The 22,995-nt window shown below is 60.7% G+C and carries 21 protein-coding genes; 9 read left to right on the forward strand and 12 right to left on the reverse strand.

The annotated features are described in order from the left end of the window. Positions 1–5 precede the first annotated feature (5 nt). The gene (locus CKW11_RS11625; protein WP_027610485.1) at positions 6–413 is read right to left on the reverse strand and encodes a flagellar basal body-associated protein FliL; all 408 of its coding nucleotides are present in this window, start codon (positions 411–413) and stop codon (positions 6–8) included. A 150-nt stretch (positions 414–563) separates the two neighbouring features. On the opposite strand from CKW11_RS11625, the gene CKW11_RS11630 reads away from it, so the two are divergent. Next, positions 564–1,541 carry an NADPH:quinone oxidoreductase family protein gene (locus CKW11_RS11630; RefSeq protein ID WP_095137630.1) on the forward strand — a complete coding sequence of 326 codons (978 nt, stop codon included), beginning with the start codon at positions 564–566 and terminating at the stop codon, positions 1,539–1,541. A 71-nt stretch (positions 1,542–1,612) separates the two neighbouring features. Here the strand turns inward: CKW11_RS11630 and CKW11_RS11635 are convergent, their stop codons facing one another. After that, the gene (locus tag CKW11_RS11635) at positions 1,613–2,227 is read right to left on the reverse strand and encodes an energy transducer TonB (RefSeq protein WP_095137631.1); all 615 of its coding nucleotides are present in this window, start codon (positions 2,225–2,227) and stop codon (positions 1,613–1,615) included. 177 nt (positions 2,228–2,404) lie between these two features. Next, complete coding sequence (locus tag CKW11_RS11640) at positions 2,405–3,034, reverse strand: flagellar basal body-associated protein FliL (protein WP_095137632.1); 630 nt, start codon at positions 3,032–3,034, stop codon at positions 2,405–2,407. 226 nt (positions 3,035–3,260) lie between these two features. Here CKW11_RS11640 and glpT point away from each other — a divergent pair, with 226 nt between their 5' ends. Further along, complete coding sequence (gene glpT / locus CKW11_RS11645) at positions 3,261–4,610, forward strand: glycerol-3-phosphate transporter (protein WP_007911178.1); 1,350 nt, start codon at positions 3,261–3,263, stop codon at positions 4,608–4,610. Here the strand turns inward: glpT and CKW11_RS11650 are convergent. The 7 genes from CKW11_RS11650 to CKW11_RS11680 form a co-directional block, all read right to left on the reverse strand. Then, positions 4,586–5,254 carry a gamma-glutamylcyclotransferase gene (locus CKW11_RS11650; RefSeq protein WP_095137633.1) on the reverse strand — a complete coding sequence of 223 codons (669 nt, stop codon included), beginning with the start codon at positions 5,252–5,254 and terminating at the stop codon, positions 4,586–4,588. The two genes, glpT and CKW11_RS11650, sit on opposite strands and share 25 nt — an antisense overlap. 196 nt (positions 5,255–5,450) lie before the next feature. After that, positions 5,451–6,419, reverse strand: a complete 969-nt coding sequence (locus CKW11_RS11655) for a CDP-6-deoxy-delta-3,4-glucoseen reductase (protein WP_095137634.1) — start codon at positions 6,417–6,419, stop codon at positions 5,451–5,453. Beyond that, entirely contained in the window at positions 6,419–7,885 is a 1,467-nt protein-coding gene (gene ubiD / locus CKW11_RS11660; protein WP_003229330.1) for a 4-hydroxy-3-polyprenylbenzoate decarboxylase, read from the reverse strand. The genes CKW11_RS11655 and ubiD overlap by 1 nt, the downstream gene beginning before the upstream one ends. Positions 7,886–7,954: 69 nt before the next feature. Then, complete coding sequence (locus CKW11_RS11665) at positions 7,955–9,955, reverse strand: acyltransferase family protein (protein WP_095137635.1); 2,001 nt, start codon at positions 9,953–9,955, stop codon at positions 7,955–7,957. Between the two features lie 195 nt (positions 9,956–10,150). Further along, positions 10,151–11,410 carry a transcription termination factor Rho gene (gene rho, locus CKW11_RS11670; RefSeq protein ID WP_003229334.1) on the reverse strand — a complete coding sequence of 420 codons (1,260 nt, stop codon included), beginning with the start codon at positions 11,408–11,410 and terminating at the stop codon, positions 10,151–10,153. A 247-nt stretch (positions 11,411–11,657) separates the two neighbouring features. Further along, on the reverse strand, positions 11,658–11,987 hold the full coding sequence (gene trxA, locus CKW11_RS11675; protein WP_003206727.1) for a thioredoxin TrxA: 330 nt from the start codon (positions 11,985–11,987) through the stop codon (positions 11,658–11,660). Positions 11,988–12,107: 120 nt separating this feature from the next. Further along, positions 12,108–12,815 carry a FadR/GntR family transcriptional regulator gene (locus tag CKW11_RS11680; RefSeq protein WP_095137636.1) on the reverse strand — a complete coding sequence of 236 codons (708 nt, stop codon included), beginning with the start codon at positions 12,813–12,815 and terminating at the stop codon, positions 12,108–12,110. Between the two features lie 256 nt (positions 12,816–13,071). Between CKW11_RS11680 and CKW11_RS11685 the strand changes: the two genes are divergently transcribed. The 5 genes from CKW11_RS11685 (at position 13,072) to ppx (ending at position 17,655) form a co-directional block, all read left to right on the forward strand. Further along, positions 13,072–13,857, forward strand: coding sequence for a transporter substrate-binding domain-containing protein (locus CKW11_RS11685; protein WP_095137637.1), 786 nt, complete (start codon positions 13,072–13,074; stop codon positions 13,855–13,857). Positions 13,858–13,878: 21 nt separating this feature from the next. Beyond that, positions 13,879–14,547 carry an amino acid ABC transporter permease gene (locus CKW11_RS11690; RefSeq protein WP_095137638.1) on the forward strand — a complete coding sequence of 223 codons (669 nt, stop codon included), beginning with the start codon at positions 13,879–13,881 and terminating at the stop codon, positions 14,545–14,547. Continuing rightward, positions 14,544–15,194 carry an amino acid ABC transporter permease gene (locus CKW11_RS11695; protein WP_095137639.1) on the forward strand — a complete coding sequence of 217 codons (651 nt, stop codon included), beginning with the start codon at positions 14,544–14,546 and terminating at the stop codon, positions 15,192–15,194. The genes CKW11_RS11690 and CKW11_RS11695 overlap by 4 nt, the downstream gene beginning before the upstream one ends. Then, on the forward strand, positions 15,181–15,918 hold the full coding sequence (locus tag CKW11_RS11700) for an amino acid ABC transporter ATP-binding protein (protein WP_095137640.1): 738 nt from the start codon (positions 15,181–15,183) through the stop codon (positions 15,916–15,918). The genes CKW11_RS11695 and CKW11_RS11700 overlap by 14 nt, the downstream gene beginning before the upstream one ends. A 234-nt stretch (positions 15,919–16,152) precedes the next feature. Then, positions 16,153–17,655, forward strand: coding sequence for an exopolyphosphatase (gene ppx / locus CKW11_RS11705; RefSeq protein WP_027610472.1), 1,503 nt, complete (start codon positions 16,153–16,155; stop codon positions 17,653–17,655). Positions 17,656–17,826: 171 nt separating this feature from the next. Here ppx and ppk1 read toward each other — a convergent pair whose 3' ends face one another. Both ppk1 and hemB read right to left on the reverse strand, forming a co-directional pair. Further along, on the reverse strand, positions 17,827–20,052 hold the full coding sequence (ppk1, locus tag CKW11_RS11710; protein ID WP_041072035.1) for a polyphosphate kinase 1: 2,226 nt from the start codon (positions 20,050–20,052) through the stop codon (positions 17,827–17,829). Positions 20,053–20,070: 18 nt separating this feature from the next. Beyond that, positions 20,071–21,084 carry a porphobilinogen synthase gene (gene hemB, locus CKW11_RS11715; RefSeq protein WP_095137641.1) on the reverse strand — a complete coding sequence of 338 codons (1,014 nt, stop codon included), beginning with the start codon at positions 21,082–21,084 and terminating at the stop codon, positions 20,071–20,073. Positions 21,085–21,291: 207 nt separating this feature from the next. On the opposite strand from hemB, the gene CKW11_RS11720 reads away from it, so the two are divergent. Both CKW11_RS11720 and elbB read left to right on the forward strand, forming a co-directional pair. Further along, complete coding sequence (locus tag CKW11_RS11720; protein WP_027610469.1) at positions 21,292–21,942, forward strand: DedA family protein; 651 nt, start codon at positions 21,292–21,294, stop codon at positions 21,940–21,942. Between the two features lie 279 nt (positions 21,943–22,221). Next, complete coding sequence (elbB, locus tag CKW11_RS11725; RefSeq protein ID WP_095137642.1) at positions 22,222–22,890, forward strand: isoprenoid biosynthesis glyoxalase ElbB; 669 nt, start codon at positions 22,222–22,224, stop codon at positions 22,888–22,890. Positions 22,891–22,995 lie beyond the last annotated feature (105 nt).

Consider the following 22,995-nt stretch of genomic DNA (forward strand, 5'->3'; position numbering starts at 1 on the left):
CGTGGTTACTGAATGATCAGGTTGTTGAACAACAGATCTTCAACCACCGGCTTGCCGGTCTCGTCATTCATCACTTGCTGGGTCTGCTTCAGGGCTTCCTGACGCAGCTTTTCCTTGCCTTCGATGCTGCCCATCGCCTCGGTCGTCTGCTGAGTGAACAGCGCCACCAGTTGATTGCGGATCAGCGGCTCGTTGGCCTTGACCAGTTTGGTCGCCTCTTCGCCCGTTACACGCAGCGCCACGTCGGCCTTGTAGACCTTCAGCTTCGGCGTGCCGTCCAGCCCGTAGTTGCCCACGAACGGCGGGCTCAGGGTGATGTAGTTGACCTTCGGCGCCTCGCCTTCTTTGGCTTCTTCGGCCAGCGCTGCCACAGGCAGAGACAGGGCCAGCAACAACATGATCCACGCTTTCACAATTCGCTCCTTATCCGGTTTGCGGCCTAGCATAACGACCCGCCGCGCAAGCACAAGCTTATGGCTGACTATCAGGGCCGGGCATGCTCGTTGACCCGTTGACTGACACACCTACACTTATCGGCCATCACTCCCAAAGGAATAGCCCTGATGAAAGCCGTGCTGTGCAAAGCCTTCGGCCCTGCCGAATCGCTGGTGCTGGAAGACGTCGCCAGTCCTGTCGCGAAGAAGAACGAAATCCTGCTGGAGGTGCACGCCGCCGGGGTCAACTTCCCGGACACGCTGATCATCGAGGGCAAGTATCAGTTCAAGCCGCCCTTCCCGTTTTCGCCGGGTGGCGAAGCGTCCGGCGTGGTCAGCGCCGTCGGTGAAAAGGTCAGCCATCTGAAAGTTGGCGACCGGGTCATGGCCCTGACCGGCTGGGGCAGCTTCGCCGAACAGGTCGCGGTGCCGGGCTACAACGTGCTGCCGATCCCGCCGTCGATGGATTTCAACACCGCCGCCGCGTTCAGCATGACCTACGGCACTTCGATGCACGCCCTCAAGCAACGGGCCAACCTGCAACCGGGCGAGACCCTGCTGGTGCTCGGCGCTTCCGGTGGCGTCGGTCTGGCGGCAGTGGAAATCGGTAAAGCCATGGGCGCCCGGGTCATCGCCGCCGCCAGCAGCGCGGAAAAACTCGCGGTGGCCAAGGCCGCCGGCGCCGATGAGCTGATCAACTACAGCGAAACCAGCCTCAAGGACGAAATCAAACGCCTCACCGACGGCCAGGGCGCCGACGTGATCTACGACCCGGTCGGTGGCGACCTATTTGACCAGGCCATCCGCGCCATCGCCTGGAACGGCCGCCTGCTGGTGGTCGGCTTTGCCAGCGGGCGCATCCCCGAACTGCCGGTCAACCTCGCACTGCTCAAGGGCGCAGCAGTACTCGGCGTGTTCTGGGGCTCCTTCGCCCAGCGTCAGCCGCAGGACAACGCGGCGAACTTCCAGCAACTGTTCGGCTGGTTCGCCGAGGGCAAGTTGAAACCGCTGGTGTCGCAGGTTTATCCGCTGAGCAATGCGGCGCAGGCGATCAACGATCTGGGGCAGCGCAAGGCGGTGGGCAAGGTGGTGGTGCAGGTGCGCTGAGTTTATTACGGCCGGTGACCTCTCGGAGCCGGCCTGATTCGCGCCAGGCAGCAACACAGCGTCGCTGGCTATCAAAGCAACTCACGAACCTCTCCCGGCAGAAAACTCATGTAGCTACGCATAGGGGCTTCCCGGCAGCCTCTGACGATCATCGGTACGCGCCGGTTCATCTTGGCGATGATTGCCAGACGTTGTTCATCGGCCAACTGACTCTTGAGAATCACGTTGGAAACGTAAGCACGGGTGTAATTAAACACTTCTGCGTCGACCCACGCGTGCTCAGGCATGTTCCTGAAACTGTCATTGATGACGCGACACTTTACTGACCTCAGCCACTGGTTGATGTCGATCGGCTGGTTCCTGGCCAATCGAAAGTGCATCGGCGCCACGACGGGCTGTTCCGCAGGCCGACCGTCTTCAACCGTCCAGGGCCTGAAGCGCCACTGTGTTATGGCGTCTTTGACCGCCTCAGCCAGATCGGGGTGATCACTTTGCACGATGTCGATAGCGCTGACCGAGCCATCGGCCTTGACGATAAAGCTGACCCTGACCTCGCCTCCGACCCCTGCCCTGGACAACCTCTTCGGGTAAATCGGCTGAGGATTGTTTTCAGGTATGAGTAATCCTTCTGCCGCCAGTGCCAGACTGAAGATCGTCAATAAAAGCCCCGCAAAAAACCACCGCATGATCGCGCCCCTTCCCTATTGAGATGCCTGTCCGGCAACAACAGAAAGGTTACGGAGCACTGCCATTTAACTGAATGGCGCAGCTTCGCTTTTGGATGCAGGACATTTCCTGATCCCGATGGGAAATCTGACGAAACCGTTGGGCAAATGGCAGCAGGTAAATTTTCTGACGGACGTTTAGCCGCCGTTCGGCCCTGCAAAATCGCCCGGCAACAGATGCTCCTGCACCTTCAAGCTGCGCGACGGAATCAGCCGGCCCTTGTCATCAAAGCGCAGGACGATCAGCCAGTCGAAGACATCGTCCGGCCATTTTTCCTGGCCCATCAGCGCTGTGGGGTCGCCGCCAAAGGCTTTCAGCAGTTTATTGATGTGGCCGTGGTGCCAGGCGATCAGTACCGTCTGCGCCTGATTGCTCTTGCGCAACAGTTTGACCAGTTGATGCAGGTCGCCATTGGCGTAGGGCTGCTCAATCGCAAGGTTCAGGCGCTGAGCCAGCGGGGTCAGGGTCAGGCGCGAGCGCGAGCTCTGCGGGGTATCGCCGGCAGCGATCAAACGCTGGGGCGTGAGTGTCTGGCCGTCGAGTTTCAGCGGATTGAAATAGTCGACGTAGGCGGCCGCTCGCTGTTCGCCTCGAGTATTAAGCGCCGATCCAGTATCCGGTTTTTCCGCATGCCGAATGATCAGCACCGTGGCGTTGCGCAGACCGGAATAGGCGGGATGATCGGTGACGATCAATGTCAGCAACACGACGGCAAGTCCCGCTGCCGCCAAAAATCTTGGCACCAACATGCGAACCTTCAGTGACATTTCTTATCTCGGCTGATCAATCGGTTGAACGGGCCGCGAGTCTAAGTCACCTCATGCTCATACGTAGTGAAAACGCCCTGTTCTTACAGCTGAGCGACAGGTTCGTAAAGGAACACGCGACTTCCAACATTTTCCGCTATTTGGTCGATGCGAAGCGGTGCTATTTTCGGTAACGAAACTGTAACATTCGCATCCGCAGTCAAAACAAGAAATCTGGAGCTCTTGAATGTTTGCTTTCTTTCGTCCTGCCGCACATCAGGCTCCATTGCCTGAAGAAAAAATAGACAGCACTTACCGACGCCTGCGCTGGCAGATCTTCGCCGGTATCTTCTTTGGCTACGCGGGTTACTACCTGCTGCGCAAAAACTTCTCGCTGGCCATGCCGTACCTGATCGACGAGGGCTACAGCCGTGGCGATCTGGGTCTGGCGATGTCGGCCATCGCCATTGCCTACGGTCTGTCAAAGTTCCTGATGGGCCTGGTGTCCGACCGTTCCAACCCGCGTTACTTCTTGCCGTTCGGCTTACTGGTGTCGGCCGGGGTGATGTTCATTTTCGGTTTTGCGCCGTGGGCGACGTCCAGCGTGACCATGATGTTCATCCTGCTGTTCATCAACGGCTGGGCTCAGGGCATGGGCTGGCCGCCGAGCGGACGCACCATGGTGCACTGGTGGTCGCAGAAGGAACGTGGCGGCGTGGTTTCGGTGTGGAACGTGGCGCATAACGTCGGCGGCGGCCTGATCGGCCCGCTGTTTCTGCTCGGCATGGGCCTGTTCAACGACTGGCACGCGGCGTTCTACGTACCGGCAGCGGTAGCGCTGGGCGTGGCGGTGTTTGCCTTCATCACCATGCGCGACACCCCGCAATCGGTTGGCCTGCCGCCGATCGAGAAGTACAAGAACGATTACCCGGAAGGCTACGACGCCAGCCACGAAGACGAATTCAGCGCCAAGGAAATCTTTGTCAAATACGTGCTGCGCAACAAAATGCTCTGGTACATCGCCATGGCCAACGTCTTCGTCTACCTGCTGCGCTACGGCGTACTGGACTGGGCGCCGACCTACCTGAAAGAAGCCAAGGGTTTCACCGTGGATAAAACCTCGTGGGCCTATTTCTTCTACGAGTGGGCGGGCATTCCGGGCACGTTGCTGTGCGGCTGGATGTCGGACAAGATCTTCCGTGGCAACCGTGGCCTGACCGGCATGGTGTTCATGGCGCTGGTGACCGTGGCGACCCTGGTTTACTGGCTGAACCCGGCTGGCAACCCGACCGTGGACATGATCGCGCTGTTCTCGATCGGCTTCCTGATCTACGGCCCGGTGATGCTGATCGGCCTGCAGGCGCTGGAACTGGCACCGAAGAAAGCCGCCGGCACGGCTGCAGGCTTCACCGGTCTGTTCGGTTACCTGGGTGGTTCGGTCGCGGCAAGTGCAGCGATGGGCTACACCGTTGACCACTTCGGCTGGGACGGCGGTTTTGTCCTGCTGGTGGGCGCTTGCCTGCTGTCGATGGCCTTCCTGGCTCCGACGCTATGGCACAAGCAAGTCGCCAGTCAGAGCCGCGAAGCGGTCGCTTGATCGCTTTGTGATTTACAGCGCTTGAGCCGCGCCTCCAGATTGCGGTCTGGCATGGCGTGGCTGCGCAGGGCGTGGGCGGTCTGCTCGACATAATCGCGAGTGGTGCCGTAACGCCCGCAAGCGCTTTCGAACACCTGACTCAGCACGTGATCCGGCAAGTTGCCGGCATAGCTGGGCAGGTGTCGCTCTAGAACAAATCCCAATGCCTGCACCTGACTGCCATCTTCGAGCCGGCAGTTGAGCCAGTGCGGGCGATAAGACGGGAACGGCATCTCGCGTTTCCACAGCGCATACAGCGCACTGTCGAGGTTGTCTTCCGGCAGCCGATAAGCGAAGCCGCTGCACGAACCGCCGCGATCCAGACCGAACACCAGCCCGGGCATTTCCGGCGTTCCGCGGTGTTCGTGCGACCACAGGTACAAGCCACGATGGTAGCCATGGACTCGCCCGCGCACCCGCTCCACCGCCGTACATTCCGGACGCCAGATCAGCGAACCGTAGGCGAACAGCCACACCGGGCCGCCCTTGTGGCGCGCCATGGTCGATTGCATGGAAGCGAGAAGTTGTTCGTGCGTCAGCTGCGGCCCAAGATCGAGCCGCGGAGGGTAATTCAAATTCAGAAAAGCGTTTTCAATGGCGCTCATGGCGAATAGCGTTCAGCTCCCCGCGGGTAAAGAATTACTTAATAGAACGCACCGCTGTAACAATAAGGCACATAGGTTTTAAGGCAATTTGAGTGCCATGGCACAATTCTTAATTGATTGCCTGTTGGATATATAACCTAGCGGTATTTATGCAATTACATAAATACCGATCGGCTATATGGCGAGTTATAAAGAATCAGGAACGGGGAGCGTAAGCGAATACGTCTGCGCGCATTTGATGGGCATCCATCCCCGCGTCAACCAGCGCATCCAGCGTGCCATAGACCATGGCCGGCGAACCGCTGGCGTAGACGTGCAGGGGCTTCAGATCGGCGAAGTCTTCGCACACGGCCTGGTGCAACATCCCGCAGCGGCCTTCCCAACCGCACTGATCGCTGACGACTTTGTGCAGGAACAGGTTGGGCAACTTCAACCATTCGTCCCAATGCTCGATGTCGTAGAAATCTTCCGGACGGCGTACGCCCCAGTACAGATGCACCGGGTGTTTGAAACCGTTGGCGCGGCAATGTTCGATCAGGCTGTGGATCTGGCCCATGCCGGTACCGGCGGCGATCAGTACCAGCGGCCCGTCAGGCAACTCGGCGAGGTGGGTGTCGCCGAATGGCAGCTCGACGCGCACCATCGCGTTGCGTTGCAACTGCTCGATCAGGCTCAGTGCACTGGCTTCGCGCGCCAGCACATGGATTTCCAGATCACGCCCGCCGTGCGGCGCCGAGGCCATGGAGAACGCCGACTTCTCGCCGTTCTCACGCTCGATCATCAGGTACTGCCCGGCGTGATAACGCGGGGGCTTGCCGGCCGGCGCACGCAGGCGTACGCGCCAGGTGTCGCCGCCGACATCCCGGCATTCGATGACCTGACACGACAGGCTGCGCACCGGCAGTTCTCCCAGCGCGAGCACGCCATCCCACAGCAGGACGCAGTCTTCCAGCGGCTCGGCTATGCAAGTGTAGAACTCGCCGTGGTCATGCACCTTGCCGGCCTGCTCGACCCGGCCTTCCACCAATAGCGCCGCACACACATGGCAATTGCCGTTGCGGCAGCTTTGCGGGCAGTCGTAGCCCAGGCGCCGCGCACCATCGAGAATCCGCTCGCCGGGCCGTATCTCAAGCACCGCTCCGGAGGGCTGCAGGGTTACACGCATCAATCTATTCCTAACTGATTCCAGATGGCATCGATCCGCTGGGTGACGGCGTCGTCCTTGACGATTACGCGGCCCCACTCGCGAGTGGTTTCGCCCGGCCATTTGTGGGTGGCATCCAGGCCCATTTTCGAGCCCAGGCCGGAGACCGGCGAGGCGAAGTCGAGGTAGTCGATCGGCGTGTTGTCGATCATCACCGTGTCGCGCTTGGGGTCCATGCGCGTGGTGATGGCCCAGATCACGTCGTTCCAGTCCCGGGCGTTGATATCGTCGTCAGTGACGATAACGAACTTGGTGTACATGAACTGTCGTAAAAACGACCAGACACCGAGCATCACGCGCTTGGCATGCCCCGGATACGACTTCTTCATCGTCACCACGGCCATGCGGTACGAGCAGCCTTCCGGCGGCAGGTAGAAATCGGTGATTTCCGGGAACTGCTTCTGCAGGATCGGCACGAACACTTCGTTCAGCGCCACGCCGAGGATCGCCGGCTCATCCGGCGGTCGGCCGGTGTAGGTGCTGTGGTAGATCGGCTTGATCCGGTGGGTGATGCGCTCGACGGTGAACACCGGGAAGCTGTCGACCTCGTTGTAGTAACCGGTGTGGTCGCCGTACGGGCCTTCGTCGGCCATTTCGCCCGGATGGATCACCCCTTCGAGGATGATTTCGGCAGTGGCCGGCACTTGCAGGTCGTTGCCACGGCATTTGACCAGCTCGGTGCGGTTACCGCGCAGCAGGCCGGCAAAGGCGTATTCGGAGAGGCTGTCCGGCACCGGCGTCACGGCGCCGAGGATGGTCGCAGGGTCGGCGCCCAGCGCCACGGAGACCGGGAACGGCTGGCCCGGGTGCTTCTCGCACCACTCGCGGAAGTCCAGCGCACCGCCACGATGGCTGAGCCAGCGCATGATCACCTTGTTGCGGCCGATCACTTGCTGACGGTAGATACCGAGGTTCTGGCGATCCTTGTTCGGGCCTTTGGTGACGGTCAGGCCCCAGGTGATCAGCGGGCCGACGTCGCCGGGCCAGCAGGTCTGCACCGGCAGCATCGCCAGGTCGACGTCGTCGCCTTCGATGACCACTTCCTGGCACACCGCGTCTTTGACGACTTTGGGCGCCATCGAGATGATCTTGCGGAAGATCGGCAGTTTCGACCACGCGTCCTTCAAGCCCTTCGGCGGCTCCGGCTCCTTAAGGAAGGCCAGCAGCTTGCCGATCTCGCGCAGTTCGCTGACCGACTCGGCGCCCATGCCCATGGCCACCCGCTCGGGGGTGCCGAACAGGTTGCCGAGCACCGGAATGTCGTAGCCGGTGGGTTTCTCGAACAGCAGCGCCGGGCCCTTGGCCCGCAGTGTGCGGTCGCACACCTCGGTCATCTCCAGCACCGGCGAGACGGGAATCTGGATGCGTTTCAACTCTCCGCGCTGCTCAAGCTGCTGCACGAAATCCCGAAGATCCTTGAATTTCATTGACGATGGCACCCTCAAAATAGGCGTACATCCTACCTGCTATGCCGGCCTGTGGCAGCCTGTCGCTGCTTACTTGGCTGCATTGGTCTGCGTTTTTCCACGGTTTTCCCGGGCTTGCAGGCCGATAAACAGCGGCTCGAGGATCGGCGCCACAAACCGCGCACCGACTTCGGACAGGTGGTTGTCATCGGTGTACAGCGAGTATCCGCCCAGTTCGGCGTGGCACAGGCCTTTGTCATCACACAGCCGCGGCGCCGGATCGACCACGCGCACCGCCGGATCCTCCTGCGCCAGTTGCGCGAACAACTGACTGATGAACACCTGACGTTTGTGGTGCGCTTCGACGTCCAGCCCGACGTCATCCACCGGGCGATCGAGCATCGCCAGCCGCGTCAGCCGATACGGCGGGCTGAACGCCTGCAACGGCGCCTCTTTCACCAGCCATACGCGATGCCCGGCCGCCCGCAATTGCGCCACGCGAGTGCGCAGGCCTTCAGCCAGACGTCGTTCGGCGTCGGCGCGGTCGTAGCGGCCGTCAGGCGTTCTCAATACATGGCCGAGATCGCCTTTGGCGTCGCCGTACAGATACAGGCTCCAGCGTGCGACCAGCACCACATCGCTGACCGATTGGGTTTTCAGCCCCTGCTCGACCCGCTTGTTGAAGCGCGCACAGACACCGTCATGCTCCAGCCCGTCGACCGGAATACAACCCGGAGAACTGGCCAGAATCACGCTGACACCGTGGGCCTTGGCACCGTCATCGAACACCGGGATCAGCGCCGTGGCGTGACTGTCGCCCCAGACCATCGCACGGGTCGGCAGATCCGTCATGCCGTAATGGCAGAACAGCTTGTCGTCCGGGGTCTTGTCATCCGCCAGACAGGCCATCAGCTCCGGCCGCCATTCGCGACCCTTGGCGTATTGCAGTGCCTGCTCGGACAGGCGCCATGGCAGGCCATCGGTCCAGCGCAGCGATTGCCCGGCCAGACCGAGCAGCAGAATCCCGCAGAAACCGGCCAACAGAATCTGCCGACGACCGGCGAGCAAGCGCCGCTCACGGAACGGCGTTTCGACGAACTTCCACGACAGATAACCCAGCACCAGGGTCAGCAGGATCAACCCGGCCGTGTCGAGCGCGCCCGGCTCATCAACACTGGCGTAGCTGGAAAATACAAACACCGGCCAATGCCACAGATACCAGGAATAGGAAATCAGACCGAGGCCGACCATCACCCGGCTGCTCAACAATTGACCAACCAGCGTTTCGCGATGACCGTTGGCCAGAATCAGCAGCACCACGCCCAGCACTGGCAACAACGCGGTGGCCCCCGGAAACGGCGTCGACTTGTCGTAGACGAACACCGCCAGCAGGATCAAACCCATGCCGAGCAGGCTCAAGGCCTGGGCAGCCATCGGTTTCAAGCGCCACGCGTGTTTCGGCGCGACCGCCAGCATCGCCCCGGCGAGCAATTCCCAGGCGCGCATCGGCAACAGGAAGAAAGCCTTTTCCGGATGATGCTGGATCGCCCACACACTCAGCCCGAACGACACCAGCAGCAAACCGAACAGCGCCAGTCGCCAGTGTTTCAGGCGACTCGAGAGCAACGTCAGCAGCAGTGGGAAGATGATGTAGAACTGCTCCTCCACCGCCAGCGACCAAGTGTGCAACAACGGTTTGAGGTCAGAGGCAACGTCGAAATAGCCGTCCTGGCGCATGAACAGGATGTTCGAGACGAACATCACCTGATAGCGCACCGAGCGCCCCAGCTCTTCATAGTCCTTGGGCGCCAGCAGGAACCAGCCCACCGCCAGCACCGCAATGATCATCGCAAACAGCGCCGGCAGAATCCGCCGCGCACGCCGCGCCCAGAACTCGACAAAGCTGAAACGCCCGGCCTGACGCTGGTTCCAGATGATCGAGGTGATGAGGTAGCCGGAAATCACGAAGAACACGTCCACGCCGACAAAACCGCCGGTAAACCCCGGGACGCCAAAGTGGAACAGCACCACGGCGATCACCGCGACTGCGCGCAGGCCGTCGATATCCCTTCGATAAGCGAGTGTGCTCATAAAATCTTTAATGCCAATCAGGTGGTGGTTTTTTATACAGCGCGAGCCCGAGTCGAAAGGCTCGCAAGCGCTGCGGGTTGTATTGCCCGATCACAGACCTTACCAGATCGGGAACCTCCCATAATCCGGACAAAATTCAGGCAAAAAAATGGCGCCCCGCACGGGACGCCATTTTTATCGGATCAACCGGCGATGTTACTTGCGCTTCATCGACAGGAAGAACTCGTCGTTGGTCTTGGTCGTTTTCAGCTTGTCGACCAGGAACTCGATGGCAGCCACTTCATCCATCGGGTGCAGCAGCTTGCGCAGGATCCACATGCGCTGCAGTTCGTCGTCGGCGGTCAGCAACTCTTCGCGGCGGGTGCCGGAGCGGTTGATGTTGATGGCCGGGAACACACGCTTCTCAGCGATCTTGCGATCCAGAGGCAGTTCCATGTTGCCGGTACCCTTGAACTCTTCGTAGATCACTTCGTCCATCTTCGAGCCGGTTTCAACCAGCGCGGTGGCGATAATGGTCAGCGAGCCGCCTTCTTCGATGTTTCGTGCAGCACCGAAGAAACGCTTCGGTTTCTCCAGGGCGTGAGCATCGACACCACCGGTCAGCACCTTGCCGGAGCTCGGAATCACGGTGTTGTAGGCACGGGCCAGACGGGTGATGGAGTCGAGCAGGATCACCACGTCCTTCTTGTGTTCGACCAGGCGCTTGGCCTTCTCGATCACCATCTCGGCAACCTGCACGTGACGGGTCGGCGGCTCGTCGAAGGTCGAGGCAACCACTTCGCCACGCACGGTGCGCTGCATTTCGGTCACTTCTTCCGGACGTTCGTCGATCAACAGCACGATCAGGTGAACTTCAGGGTTGTTACGCGCGATGTTCGCCGCGATGTTCTGCAGCATGATCGTTTTACCGGCTTTCGGCGGTGCAACGATCAGACCGCGCTGGCCTTTGCCGATCGGGGCGCACAGGTCGATCACACGACCGGTCAAGTCTTCGGTGGAACCGTTACCGGCTTCCATCTTCATGCGCACGGTCGGGAACAGCGGGGTCAGGTTCTCGAAGAGAATCTTGTTCTTCGCGTTCTCCGGACGATCGAAGTTGATCGTGTCGACCTTGAGCAGAGCGAAGTAACGCTCGCCTTCCTTCGGAGGGCGGATCTTGCCAACGATGGTGTCACCGGTGCGCAAGTTGAAACGACGGATCTGGCTCGGCGAGACGTAGATATCGTCCGGGCCGGCGAGGTAGGAAGCGTCAGCGGAGCGCAGGAAGCCGAAGCCGTCCTGGAGAATCTCCAGCACGCCATCACCGGAGATTTCCTCGCCGCTTTTCGCGTGCTTTTTCAGCAGGGAGAAAATCACGTCCTGCTTGCGCGAACGGGCCATATTTTCTATGCCCATCTGTTCGGCCAATTCGAGCAGTTCGGTAATCGGCTTTTGCTTGAGTTCAGTCAGATTCATATAGGAATGACGTAATCATTTATGGAGGGGGGAAATTAAGCTTTTGGCTTAATGAGGCCGCGCCGCGGAGAAGGCGACAGGATCGCGAACTTGTTCGAAAAGGAGTGCGTCGGCGACGGCTAGCAGGGGGCAGTGGAGAAACCAGTGCGGGGCCGAATGTACCACCTGAGTTTCGGAGCGTCTAGCCCTGAATACGCAAAAAGCCCCGCAAATTGCGAGGCTTTTTTTCGGCGATTTACTGCGACGCTTAGATGTTGGCGTCGAGGAAAGCAGCCAGTTGCGACTTCGACAGGGCGCCGACCTTGGTCGCTTCAACGTTGCCGTTCTTGAACAGCATCAGGGTCGGGATACCACGCACGCCGTGCTTGGCCGGGGTTTCCTGGTTTTCGTCGATGTTCAGTTTGGCGACGGTCAGCTTGCCTTTGTAAGTCTCGGCAATCTCGTCCAGAACCGGAGCGATCATTTTGCAAGGGCCGCACCATTCAGCCCAGTAGTCGACCAGTACAGCGCCTTCGGCCTTGAGTACGTCGGCTTCGAAGCTGGCGTCGCTAACGTGTTTGATCAGATCGCTGCTCATGGAATTCTCCAGGTTGTAAGCAAAAAAACGTGGCCCATCATAGCCGCCCTTCCCCTGTTCAGGAAGCCGCAGTTGATTGAGTCTTGCTATGGCACTCGATGAGTCTGGGTATAGCCCAAGTCACGCCGTGGCGGGGGCAATGAAGGAAATTCCGGTGCGCAGGGCGGCGTTGCGCACGTGTTCCTGCATGGCCTTCTGGGCCGCAGCGGATGCGCGGCGCGCGAGGGCACGAAGGATCTTGCGGTGTTCCTGCCAGGTTTCCATCGCCCGTTCGGCGCGGATGAACGGTAGCTTCTGGCTCTCCAGAAAGATCTCGGCGCTGGCGGTGAGGATGCTTAGCATCGCCTGATTGCCGCTGGCCAGCAGAATGCGCCGGTGGAATTCGAAGTCGAGTTTCGCCGCGGCCTCGAAGTCGCCGGCCTTCAATTGCTCACGCATCGCCGCGACGTTGTCCTCCAGCGCATCCAGATCGAACGTGCTCAAGGTCACCGCCGCCAGCCCGGCGGCAAAGCCCTCCAGCGCATAGCGCAACTGAAAGATGTCCAGCGGCGAGGCCTGCGCTGCAAATGGCCAGCCCTGCGCATTGTCACCCTGCGCAATTTCCACCGGTGCCTGTACGAACACGCCTTTGCCTGGCTGGATGCTGACCACACCCAGCGCACTGAGCGACGACAACGCCTCACGCAATGACGCCCGACTGACCCCCAGTTGCACCGCCAGATCCCGTTGCGACGGCAACGCATCACCCGCACCAAAACCCTGTTCGGTGATCAGTTTGCGTATGGCTTGCAGCGCCACTTCGGGTACGGCGCGGGAGATCGAGTTCATGGTTTTTCAGACGAGCCAGGCCAAGGTGCGGCTAGTTGTAAAGCTATTCGCCGGTTCCGGCAAGTCGTGCCCCAGCAGGGTTCGGCGCCCGCTGCCGGTGCGCTATCGGGGTGCGAAATACAACCTGACTGTTCAGACCAGTAAGACCGAACAAACCCGGAAAACCCGTGGCCTGCCGGGGATAAAACCGGGTATTGGCACGGCGCATGCTCTGTCCGATCGCAGAAATCACTTCCCGTCGATCCGGAGATTTGCCATGACCCTGCGTTACCGAGCCCTCCTCGCCGCTCTGTTTTCCAGCTTGATGCTGAGCCAGATCCCCGCCCACGCCGATGGCCTGGAAGACGTGGTCAAACGCGGCACACTGAAAGTCGCCGTGCCTCAGGACTTCCCGCCGTTCGGCTCGGTCGGCCCGGACATGAAACCCCGTGGCCTGGACATCGATACGGCAAAACTGCTGGCTGACCAGCTCAAGGTCAAACTTGAGCTGACGCCGGTCAACAGCACCAACCGCATCCCGTTCCTCACCACCGGCAAGGTCGATCTGGTGATCTCCAGTCTCGGCAAAAACCCGGATCGCGAGAAAGTCATCGACTTCTCCCACGCCTACGCGCCGTTCTACCTCGCGGTGTTCGGCCCGCCTGATGCCGTCATCAACACGCTCGACGACCTCAAGGGCAAAACCATCAGCGTCACCCGTGGTGCCATCGAAGACATCGAGCTGAGCAAAGTCGCCCCCGAAGGCGTGACCATCAAGCGCTTCGAGGACAACAACTCGACCATCGCCGCCTACCTCGCAGGGCAAGTCGATCTGATCGCCAGCGGCAACGTGGTGATGGTCGCGATCAGCGAGAAGAACCCGAAACGCGTGCCGGCGCTGAAAGTGAAGCTCAAGGATTCGCCGGTCTACGTCGGCGTGAACAAGAACGAGCCGGCGCTGCTGGGCAAGGTCAACGAGATCCTCGCCACCGCCAAGGCCGACGGCGCGCTGGAGAAAAACTCGCAGACCTGGCTCAAAGAGCCGCTGCCGGCCGATCTCTGATCGACTGCGCGGGAGACCTTCATGGCTTATCAATTCGATTTCATGCCGGTGGTGCAAAACACCGACCTGCTGCTGCGCGGCGCCCTGTTCACCATTGAACTGACGGCCATTGGCGCAGTGCTCGGAGTCGGCGTGGGCATCGTCGGCGCGCTGGTACGGGCGTGGAACATCCGCCCGTTCTCGGCACTCTTCGGCGTCTACGTCGAGTTGATCCGCAACACGCCGTTCCTGGTGCAGTTGTTCTTCATCTTCTTCGGCCTGCCGTCGCTCGGGGTGCAGATTTCCGAGTGGCAGGCGGCGGTGCTGGCGATGGTGATCAACCTCGGTGCGTATTCGACCGAGATCATCCGCGCCGGCATCCAGGCGATTCCGCGCGGGCAGCTGGAGGCCGCTGCCGCACTGGCGATGAGCCGTTTCGAAGCGTTCCGCCACGTGATTCTGTTGCCGGCGCTGGGCAAGGTCTGGCCGGCCCTGAGCAGCCAGATCATCATCGTCATGCTCGGCTCGGCGGTGTGTTCGCAGATCGCCACCGAGGAGCTGAGCTTCGCTGCCAACTTCATTCAGTCGCGCAACTTCCGCGCCTTTGAAACCTATGCGCTGACCACGCTGATCTATCTGTGCATGGCGCTGCTGATCCGCCAATTGCTGAACTGGATCGGCCGCCGGTATATCGCGAGGAGCAGCCGATGAGCGATTTCACCTTCTGGGACATCCTGCGCAACCTGCTCACCGGCCTGCAATGGACGCTGGCGTTGTCGCTGGTGGCGTTCATTGGCGGCGGGATCGTCGGGCTGCTGATTCTGATCATGCGCATCTCGAAAAACCCGTTGCCCAGCAATATTGCCCGCACCTGGATCGAGCTGTTCCAGGGCACACCGCTGCTGATGCAGCTGTTTCTGGTGTTCTTCGGCGTGGCGCTGGCCGGGATCGAGATCTCGCCGTGGATGGCGGCAGCCATTGCCCTGACATTATTCACCAGCGCCTATCTGGCGGAGATCTGGCGCGGTTGCGTCGAAGCGATCCCCAATGGCCAATGGGAAGCCTCGTCGAGTCTGGCGCTGAATCCGCTGGAGCAACTGCGCTACGTGATCCTGCCGCAGGCGCTGCGCATCGCCGTGGCGCCGACCGTGGGCTTCTCGGTGCAGGTGGTCAAGGGCACTGCGGTGACCTCGATCATCGGTTTCACCGAGCTGACCAAGACCGGCGGCATGCTCGCCAACGCCACTTTCGAACCGTTCATGGTCTACGGCCTCGTCGCCCTCGGCTATTTCCTGCTCTGCTACCCCTTGTCGCTCAGTGCGCGCTACCTGGAAAGGAGACTGCATGCCTCTGCTTAGAATTTCCGCCCTGCATAAATACTACGGCGACCATCATGTGCTCAAAGGCATCGACCTGAGCGTCGAGGAAGGCCAGGTAGTGGCGATTATCGGCCGCAGCGGCTCGGGCAAATCGACCCTGCTGCGCACGCTCAACGGTCTGGAGTCGATCAACGACGGGGTGATCGAAGTCGACGGCGAGTACCTCGACGCCGCCCGCGCCGACCTGCGCAGCCTGCGGCAGAAAGTCGGCATGGTGTTCCAGCAGTTCAACCTGTTCCCGCACCTGACCGTCGGCGAGAACGTGATGCTCGCGCCGCAAGTGGTGCAGAAAGTACCGAAGGCCAAAGCGGCCGAACTGGCGCGCAAGATGTTGGAGCGCGTCGGGCTGGGGGAGAAGTTCGATGCCTTCCCGGATCGTTTGTCCGGCGGACAGCAACAGCGGGTAGCGATTGCCCGCGCGCTGGCGATGTCGCCGAAAGTGTTGCTGTGCGATGAAATCACCTCGGCGCTGGATCCGGAACTGGTCAACGAAGTGCTCGCCGTGGTCAGGCAACTGGCCAAGGAAGGGATGACGCTGATCATGGTCACCCACGAAATGCGCTTTGCCCGGGAAGTCGGCGACAAACTGGTGTTCATGCACCATGGCAAGGTGCATGAGGTGGGGGATCCGAAGGTGTTGTTTGCCAATCCGCAGACCGCGGAGCTGGCGAACTTCATTGGCACGGTGGAAGCGACAGCCTGAAGGTTATTCAGGGACTTTAGCGGCCCCTTCGCGGGCAAGCCCGCTCCCACAGGGTTCTGCGGCGGAACATGATTGTGTGCTCGCCGCAAAACCTGTGGGAGCGGGCTTGCTCGCGAATGGCCGCGCCGCGGTCTCAAGCTTTTATGCGCAGGATCAACGGTTTGAACCATGCGCGTTGGCGTCAGCGTTTGATCGTGGCACGATGGCGGGGTTATCGACCGAGACCCCCTGACCATGCCGCAATCCAAAGCCAAGAATCTGTCCCTGATCGCCGCAATCGACCTGGGCTCCAACAGCTTCCACATGGTCGTGGCCAAGGCCCAGAACGGTGAAATCCGCATCCTGGAGCGCCTCGGAGAGAAAGTGCAGCTCGCCGCCGGCATCGACGATGAGCGCCATCTCAACGAAGAATCGATGCAGCGCGGCCTCGACTGCCTCAAGCGTTTTGCCCAACTGATCAACGGCATGCCGCTGGGCGCCGTGCGGATCGTCGGCACCAACGCCCTGCGCGAAGCGCGCAATCGCCTGGAATTCATCCACCGCGCCGAAGAAATCCTCGGTCACCCGGTGGAAGTCATCTCCGGCCGTGAAGAAGCGCGCCTGATTTATCTGGGCGTTTCGCACACCCTCGCCGACACCCCGGGCAAGCGTCTGGTGGCCGACATCGGCGGCGGCAGTACCGAATTCATCATCGGCCAGCGTTTTGAACCGCTGCTGCGCGAAAGCCTGCAAATGGGCTGCGTCAGCTTCACCCAGCGTTACTTCAAGGACGGCAAGATCACCCCGGCCCGTTACGCCCAGGCCTACACCGCGGCGCGGCTGGAGATCATGAGCATCGAGCACGCCCTGCACCGCCTGACCTGGGATGAAGCCATCGGCTCCTCGGGCACCATCCGCGCCATCGGTCTGGCGCTGAAGGCCGGCGGGCATGGCACCGGCGAAGTCAACGCCGAAGGTCTGGCCTGGCTCAAACGTCGCCTGTTCAAACTGGGTGACGTCGACAAGATCGACTTCGAAGGCATCAAGCCTGACCGTCGGGCGATTTTCCCGGCGGGCCTGGCGATTCTCGAAGCGATCTTCGACGCCCTCGAACTGCAACGCATGGATCACTGCGAAGGCGCGCTGCGTGAAGGCGTGCTCTACGACCTGCTCGGCCGCCATCATCACGAAGACGTGCGTGAACGCACCCTGACTTCGCTGATGGAGCGCTATCACGTCGATCTGGAGCAAGCGGCGCGGGTAGAACGCAAAGCCCTGCACGCCTTCGATCAGGTCGCCGCAGACTGGGAGCTGGATGACGGCATCTGGCGCGAATTGCTCGGTTGGGCAGCGAAGGTCCACGAAGTCGGCCTCGACATCGCGCACTACCACTATCACAAGCACGGCGCCTACCTGATCGAGCACTCGGATCTGGCCGGTTTCTCCCGCGAGGACCAGCAAATGCTCGCCCTGCTGGTGCGCGGCCATCGTCGCAACATCCCCAAGGACAAGTTCGCCGAGTTCGGTGACGACGGCGACAAGCTGATCCGCCTGTGCGTACTGCTGCGCTTCGCGATCCTGTTCCACCACATCCGTGGTACCCAGGCGATGCCGCAAGTGACGCTGCATGCCAAAGGCAACACCCTCGACGTGGAATTCCCGGAGAACTGGCTGGACGAAAACCAGCTGACTCAGGCCGACTTTGGCCTCGAAGCCGACTGGCTGACGCGGGTGGGCATCGTGCTAACAGTCCACTGATAACCTTGTGGCGAGGGAGCTTGCTCCCGCTGGGGCGCGAAGCGGCCCTTCCTTTGAAAGCATAGGCCTGCTGCGCAGTCCAGCGGGAGCAAGCTCCCTCGCCACAGGTAGGTGAACGACAGGCACAAAAAAGGCGATCCGCAAGGATCGCCTTTTTTATTGGGCTGAAGGTCAGCTGCTCACCGGCAGAATCGGGCTGCCCAGGCGCTCCAGTAGCGTCGCCTGCGCACTGCGCGGGTTCTGGTTGCCGGTTGGTGTGTTGCGGATGTAACGGCCATCCGACTGCAGGCTCCAGCTGTGAGTGTTGTCGGTCAGATACAGCTCCAGCTCTTTCTTCACGCGGGTCAGCAGCTTCTTGCCCTCCACCGGGAAGCAAGTCTCGACGCGCTTGTCGAGGTTGCGCTCCATCCAGTCGGCGCTGGAGAGGAACATCTGCTCCTCGCCGCCGTTGAGGAAGTAGAACACTCGGGTGTGTTCAAGGAAGCGACCGATGATCGAGCGCACATGGATGTTGTGCGAAACCCCGGCGATGCCCGGACGCAGGCAGCACATGCCACGCACCACCAGATCGATGCGTACGCCGGACTGGCTGGCCTTGTACAGCGCGCGAATGATCTTCGGATCGGTCAGCGAGTTGAACTTGGCGATGATGTGCGCCGGTTTGCCTTCGACGGCGAACTGGGTTTCCCGGGCAATCATGTCGAGCATGCCCTTCTTCAGGGTGAACGGCGCATGCAACAGCTTCTTCATACGCAGGGTTTTACCCATGCCGATCAACTGGCTGAACAGTTTTCCGACGTCTTCGCACAAGGCGTCGTCGGAGGTCAGCAGGCTGTAGTCGGTGTACAGACGCGCATTGCCGGCGTGATAGTTACCGGTGCCGAGGTGCGCGTAACGCACGATCTCACCGGCCTCGCGACGCAGGATCAGCATCATCTTGGCGTGAGTCTTGAAACCGACCACGCCGTAAATCACCACCGCACCGGCCGCTTGCAGACGGCTGGCCAGTTGCAGGTTGGACTCTTCGTCGAAGCGGGCGCGCAGTTCGATGACCGCGGTCACTTCCTTGCCGTTACGCGCGGCGTCCACCAGCGCATCGACGATTTCCGAGTTGGCACCGGAGCGATACAGGGTCTGGCGCACGGCCAGAACATGCGGGTCTTTCGCCGCCTGACGCAGCAGGTCGACCACCGGGGTGAACGACTCGAACGGGTGCAGCAGCAGGATGTCCTGCTTGCTCACCACGCTGAAAATGTTTTCGCTGTTCTGCAGCAGTTTCGGGATCTGCGGGGTGAACGGCGTGTATTGCAGCTCCGGGTGGCTGTCCAGACCAGTGATGCTGAACAGACGGGTCAGGTTGACCGGGCCGTTGACCTGATACAGCTCGGTCTCGCTCAGGTTGAACTGCTTGAGCAGGTAGTCCGACAGGTGTTTCGGGCAAGTGTCGGCGACTTCCAGGCGCACTGCATCGCCGTAACGCCGAGAGAACAGCTCGCCACGCAGGGCGCGCGCAAGGTCTTCGACATCTTCGGAGTCGAGCGCCAGGTCGGCGTTTCGGGTCAGGCGGAACTGGTAGCAGCCCTTGACCTTCATGCCCTGGAACAGGTCATCGGCGTGGGCGTGGATCATCGACGACAGGAACACATAGTTGTCGCCCGGGCCGCCGACTTCTTCCGGGACCTTGATGATCCGTGGCAGCAGGCGCGGTGCCGGGATGATCGCCAGACCGGAATCGCGACCGAAGGCGTCGATACCTTCCAGTTCGACGATGAAGTTCAGGCTCTTGTTCACCAGCAACGGGAACGGGTGCGTCGGGTCGAGGCCGATCGGGGTGATGATCGGCGCGATCTCGTCGCGGAAATAACGGCGCACCCAGGTCTTGATCTTGGTCGTCCAGTGACGGCGACGGATGAAGCGCACCTGATGCTTTTCCAGCTCCGGCAGCAGGATGTCGTTGAGGATCGCGTACTGGCGGTCAACGTGACCGTGCACCAGCTCGCTGATCCGCGCCAGCGCCTGATGCGGTTGCAGACCGTCGGCACCGGCCTGTTCGCGGGCGAAGGTAATCTGCTTTTTCAGGCCGGCGACGCGGATTTCGAAGAATTCGTCGAGGTTGCTGGAGAAAATCAGCAGGAACTTCAACCGCTCCAGCAACGGATAGGACTCGTCCAGCGCCTGTTCCAGCACGCGGATATTGAACTGCAGTTGCGAGAGCTCGCGGTGGATGTACAGGCTGCTGTCATCCAGGCCCGGGATCGCAATCACTGGCGCCGCCGCAACGGCTTCGGTGACCGGCGCGGGTGGCGCAGGCTCGAGTTCCGGCGGGGTTTCGGTGATTTGCTCCACCACCGGTTGAGCTTCTTTTACTGCAACTTCAGTGAGTCCTTCGGTATTCATCGAATGTTCCTGGGAGGGCTATTTCTGCTCTCGTAACAATTGAGCGGCACGGACAGCAAAGTAAGTCAGGATGCCATCAGCGCCGGCACGTTTAAAGGCGGTCAGAGATTCAAGAATTACCGCCTCGCTCAACCAGCCATTCTGGATCGCCGCCATGTGCATGGCGTATTCGCCGCTAACCTGATAGACGAAGGTCGGCACTTTGAAGGCATCTTTTACCCGCAAAAGAATGTCCAGGTACGGCATGCCGGGTTTGACCATGACCATGTCCGCGCCTTCAGACAAGTCCGCGCCGACTTCGTGCAGCGCTTCGTCGCTGTTGGCCGGGTCCATCTGATACGAGGCCTTGTTGGCCTTGCCCAGATTCGCCGCCGAACCCACGGCATCGCGGAACGGCCCGTAATAGGCGCTGGCGTACTTGGCCGAGTAGGCCATGATCCGCACGTTGATGTGACCGGCAATCTCCAGTGCTTCGCGGATCGCCTGGATGCGGCCGTCCATCATGTCCGACGGCGCCACGACCTGCGCGCCGGCTTCGGCGTGGGACAAAGCCTGTTTGACCAGTGCGTCGACAGTGATGTCGTTCTGCACGTAGCCTTCTTCGTCGAGAATGCCGTCCTGCCCGTGGGTGGTGAACGGATCGAGGGCGACGTCAGTGATCACGCCCAATTCCGGGAAACGCTCACGCAACGCGCGAGTGGCGCGCTGGGCAATGCCTTCAGGGTTCCAGGCTTCGGCAGCATCGAGGGATTTCAGTTCGACAGGCGTGACCGGGAACAACGCCAGCGCCGGGATTCCCAGCTCGACCCATTTCGCCGCTTCTTCAAGCAGCAGGTCGATGGTCAGGCGCTCGACACCGGGCATCGAGGCCACGGCTTCGCGACGGTTTACACCATCGAGCACGAACACCGGCAAGATCAGGTCATCGACCGTCAGCACGTTTTCCCGCACCAGCCGACGCGAAAAATCATCGCGACGGTTGCGACGCAGGCGAGTGGCAGGGAACAGACGATTGGCAGGGGTAAAGCTCACGGCGGACTCCTGAGCCCGCGCAAACGGGCGAGCGTGACAGTTATAGACGGCCATTATGACCAACAGATTACAGTTGTGCGTACCCCGTGACATGTAGCCGCATTCCATTGTTAGCGTAGGAATTGTTCACGTCGAGACACATTTGGACACTTTCATGAATGTGTCCGAAGGGTTAGGCTGCGCGTTCATTTCGCCAGCACCCAGACAATGCTCCAACAATTTCTGCATGACTTTGGCTACTTTGCCTTGTTCCTCGGCACGTTCTTCGAAGGCGAAACCATCCTGGTGCTCGCAGGCTTCCTCGCGTTCCGTGGATACATGGACATCAACCTGGTGGTGGTCGTGGCGTTCTTCGGCAGCTATGCCGGCGATCAGCTGTGGTACTTCCTGGGGCGCAAGCACGGGCGCAAATTGCTCGCGCGCAAACCGCGCTGGCAGATGATGGGCGACCGCGCGCTGGAACATATCCGCAAACATCCGGACATCTGGGTCCTGAGTTTCCGCTTCGTTTATGGCCTGCGCACGGTGATGCCGGTGGCGATCGGCCTGTCGGGTTACCCGCCGGGACGTTACCTGCTGCTGAACGGCATCGGCGCGGCAATCTGGGCAACCGCGCTGGCGGCCGCCGCCTACCACTTCGGTGCGGTGCTCGAAGGCATGCTCGGCAGCATCAAGAAGTACGAGCTGTGGGTGCTCGGCGCGCTGCTGATTCTTGGCGTGGGTCTGTGGCTGCGCCGCCGCTTCAAGAATGCGCGACTGGCAAAACAGGTTTACGCCGATGAGCAAGCCGCAAAAGCGGCACTGCTGAATCAAGCCGAAGTGGCCAAACCTGCCGAACCGAAGACGCCAGCCGAATAACCCGCTGGCGCCTGGCGTACAGCCCTGCGCAAAGCCCGGGCTGGCCGCCTCTTTTAGTCACTTATCCCCTCTGCGCCAGCGGACTCCCGTTCGCCAGCGGCGTTCTCACGCCAAAAATCTCCCGCTCGTCACGCGGCAGGCAACCGCAAATAATGAACACCCCGCCGTTGTTGCGATCCATGTAGAAAGCGTTCCATGCAGGTGCAGCCACCACTTGGGCCTATGGCAACGCGCGATAAATTAGTGGACATTTAGCGCCATGAATCTGGAGAGAAACCCATGAGCAAAAAAGTTGCAGTGATCCTGTCCGGCAGTGGCGTGTACGACGGCGCCGAGATCCACGAGAGCGTCATCACCCTGCTGCGTCTGGATCAACGCGGCGCGCAAGTGCAGTGCTTCGCCCCGAACGTCGCGCAATTGCATGTGATCAATCACCTGACCGGTGAAGAAATGCCCGAGACGCGCAACGTACTGGTGGAGTCGGCGCGCATTGCCCGCGGCAACATCAAAGACATCCGCGAGGCCGACGTCGAAGACTTCGACGCGCTGATCGTGCCCGGCGGTTTCGGTGCCGCGAAAAACCTCTCGAACTTCGCCGTTGAAGGCGCCGGCTGCACGGTGCAGCCTGAAGTGCTGGCCTTGGCGGAAGCGTTTGCCGAAGCGGGCAAACCGGTAGGCCTGATGTGCATCTCGCCGGCGCTGGCGGCGAAGATCTACGGCCCGGGCGTGACCTGCACCATTGGCAACGATGCCGACACCGCTACCGCGATGAACAAGATGGGCGCCACCCACGAAGACTGCGCGGTGACCGACATCATCGAAGACAAGGCACGCAAACTGGTAACGACCCCGGCTTACATGCTGGCGCAGAACATCAGTGAAGCGGCTTCGGGGATCAACAAACTGGTGGATCGCGTTCTCGAACTGACTCACGAGAACGATGTTTGATCTCTGACCGCATGCGGAGCGAGATGTGGGAGCGGGCTTGCTCGCGAAAGCGGTGTGTCATTCAAATCAATGTTGTCTGATTCGACGCCTTCGCGAGCAAGCCCG

Origin of the sequence: Pseudomonas sp. Irchel s3a10, assembly GCF_900187525.1 — a bacterium.
Taxonomy (GTDB): Bacteria; Pseudomonadota; Gammaproteobacteria; order Pseudomonadales; family Pseudomonadaceae; genus Aquipseudomonas; species Aquipseudomonas koreensis_G.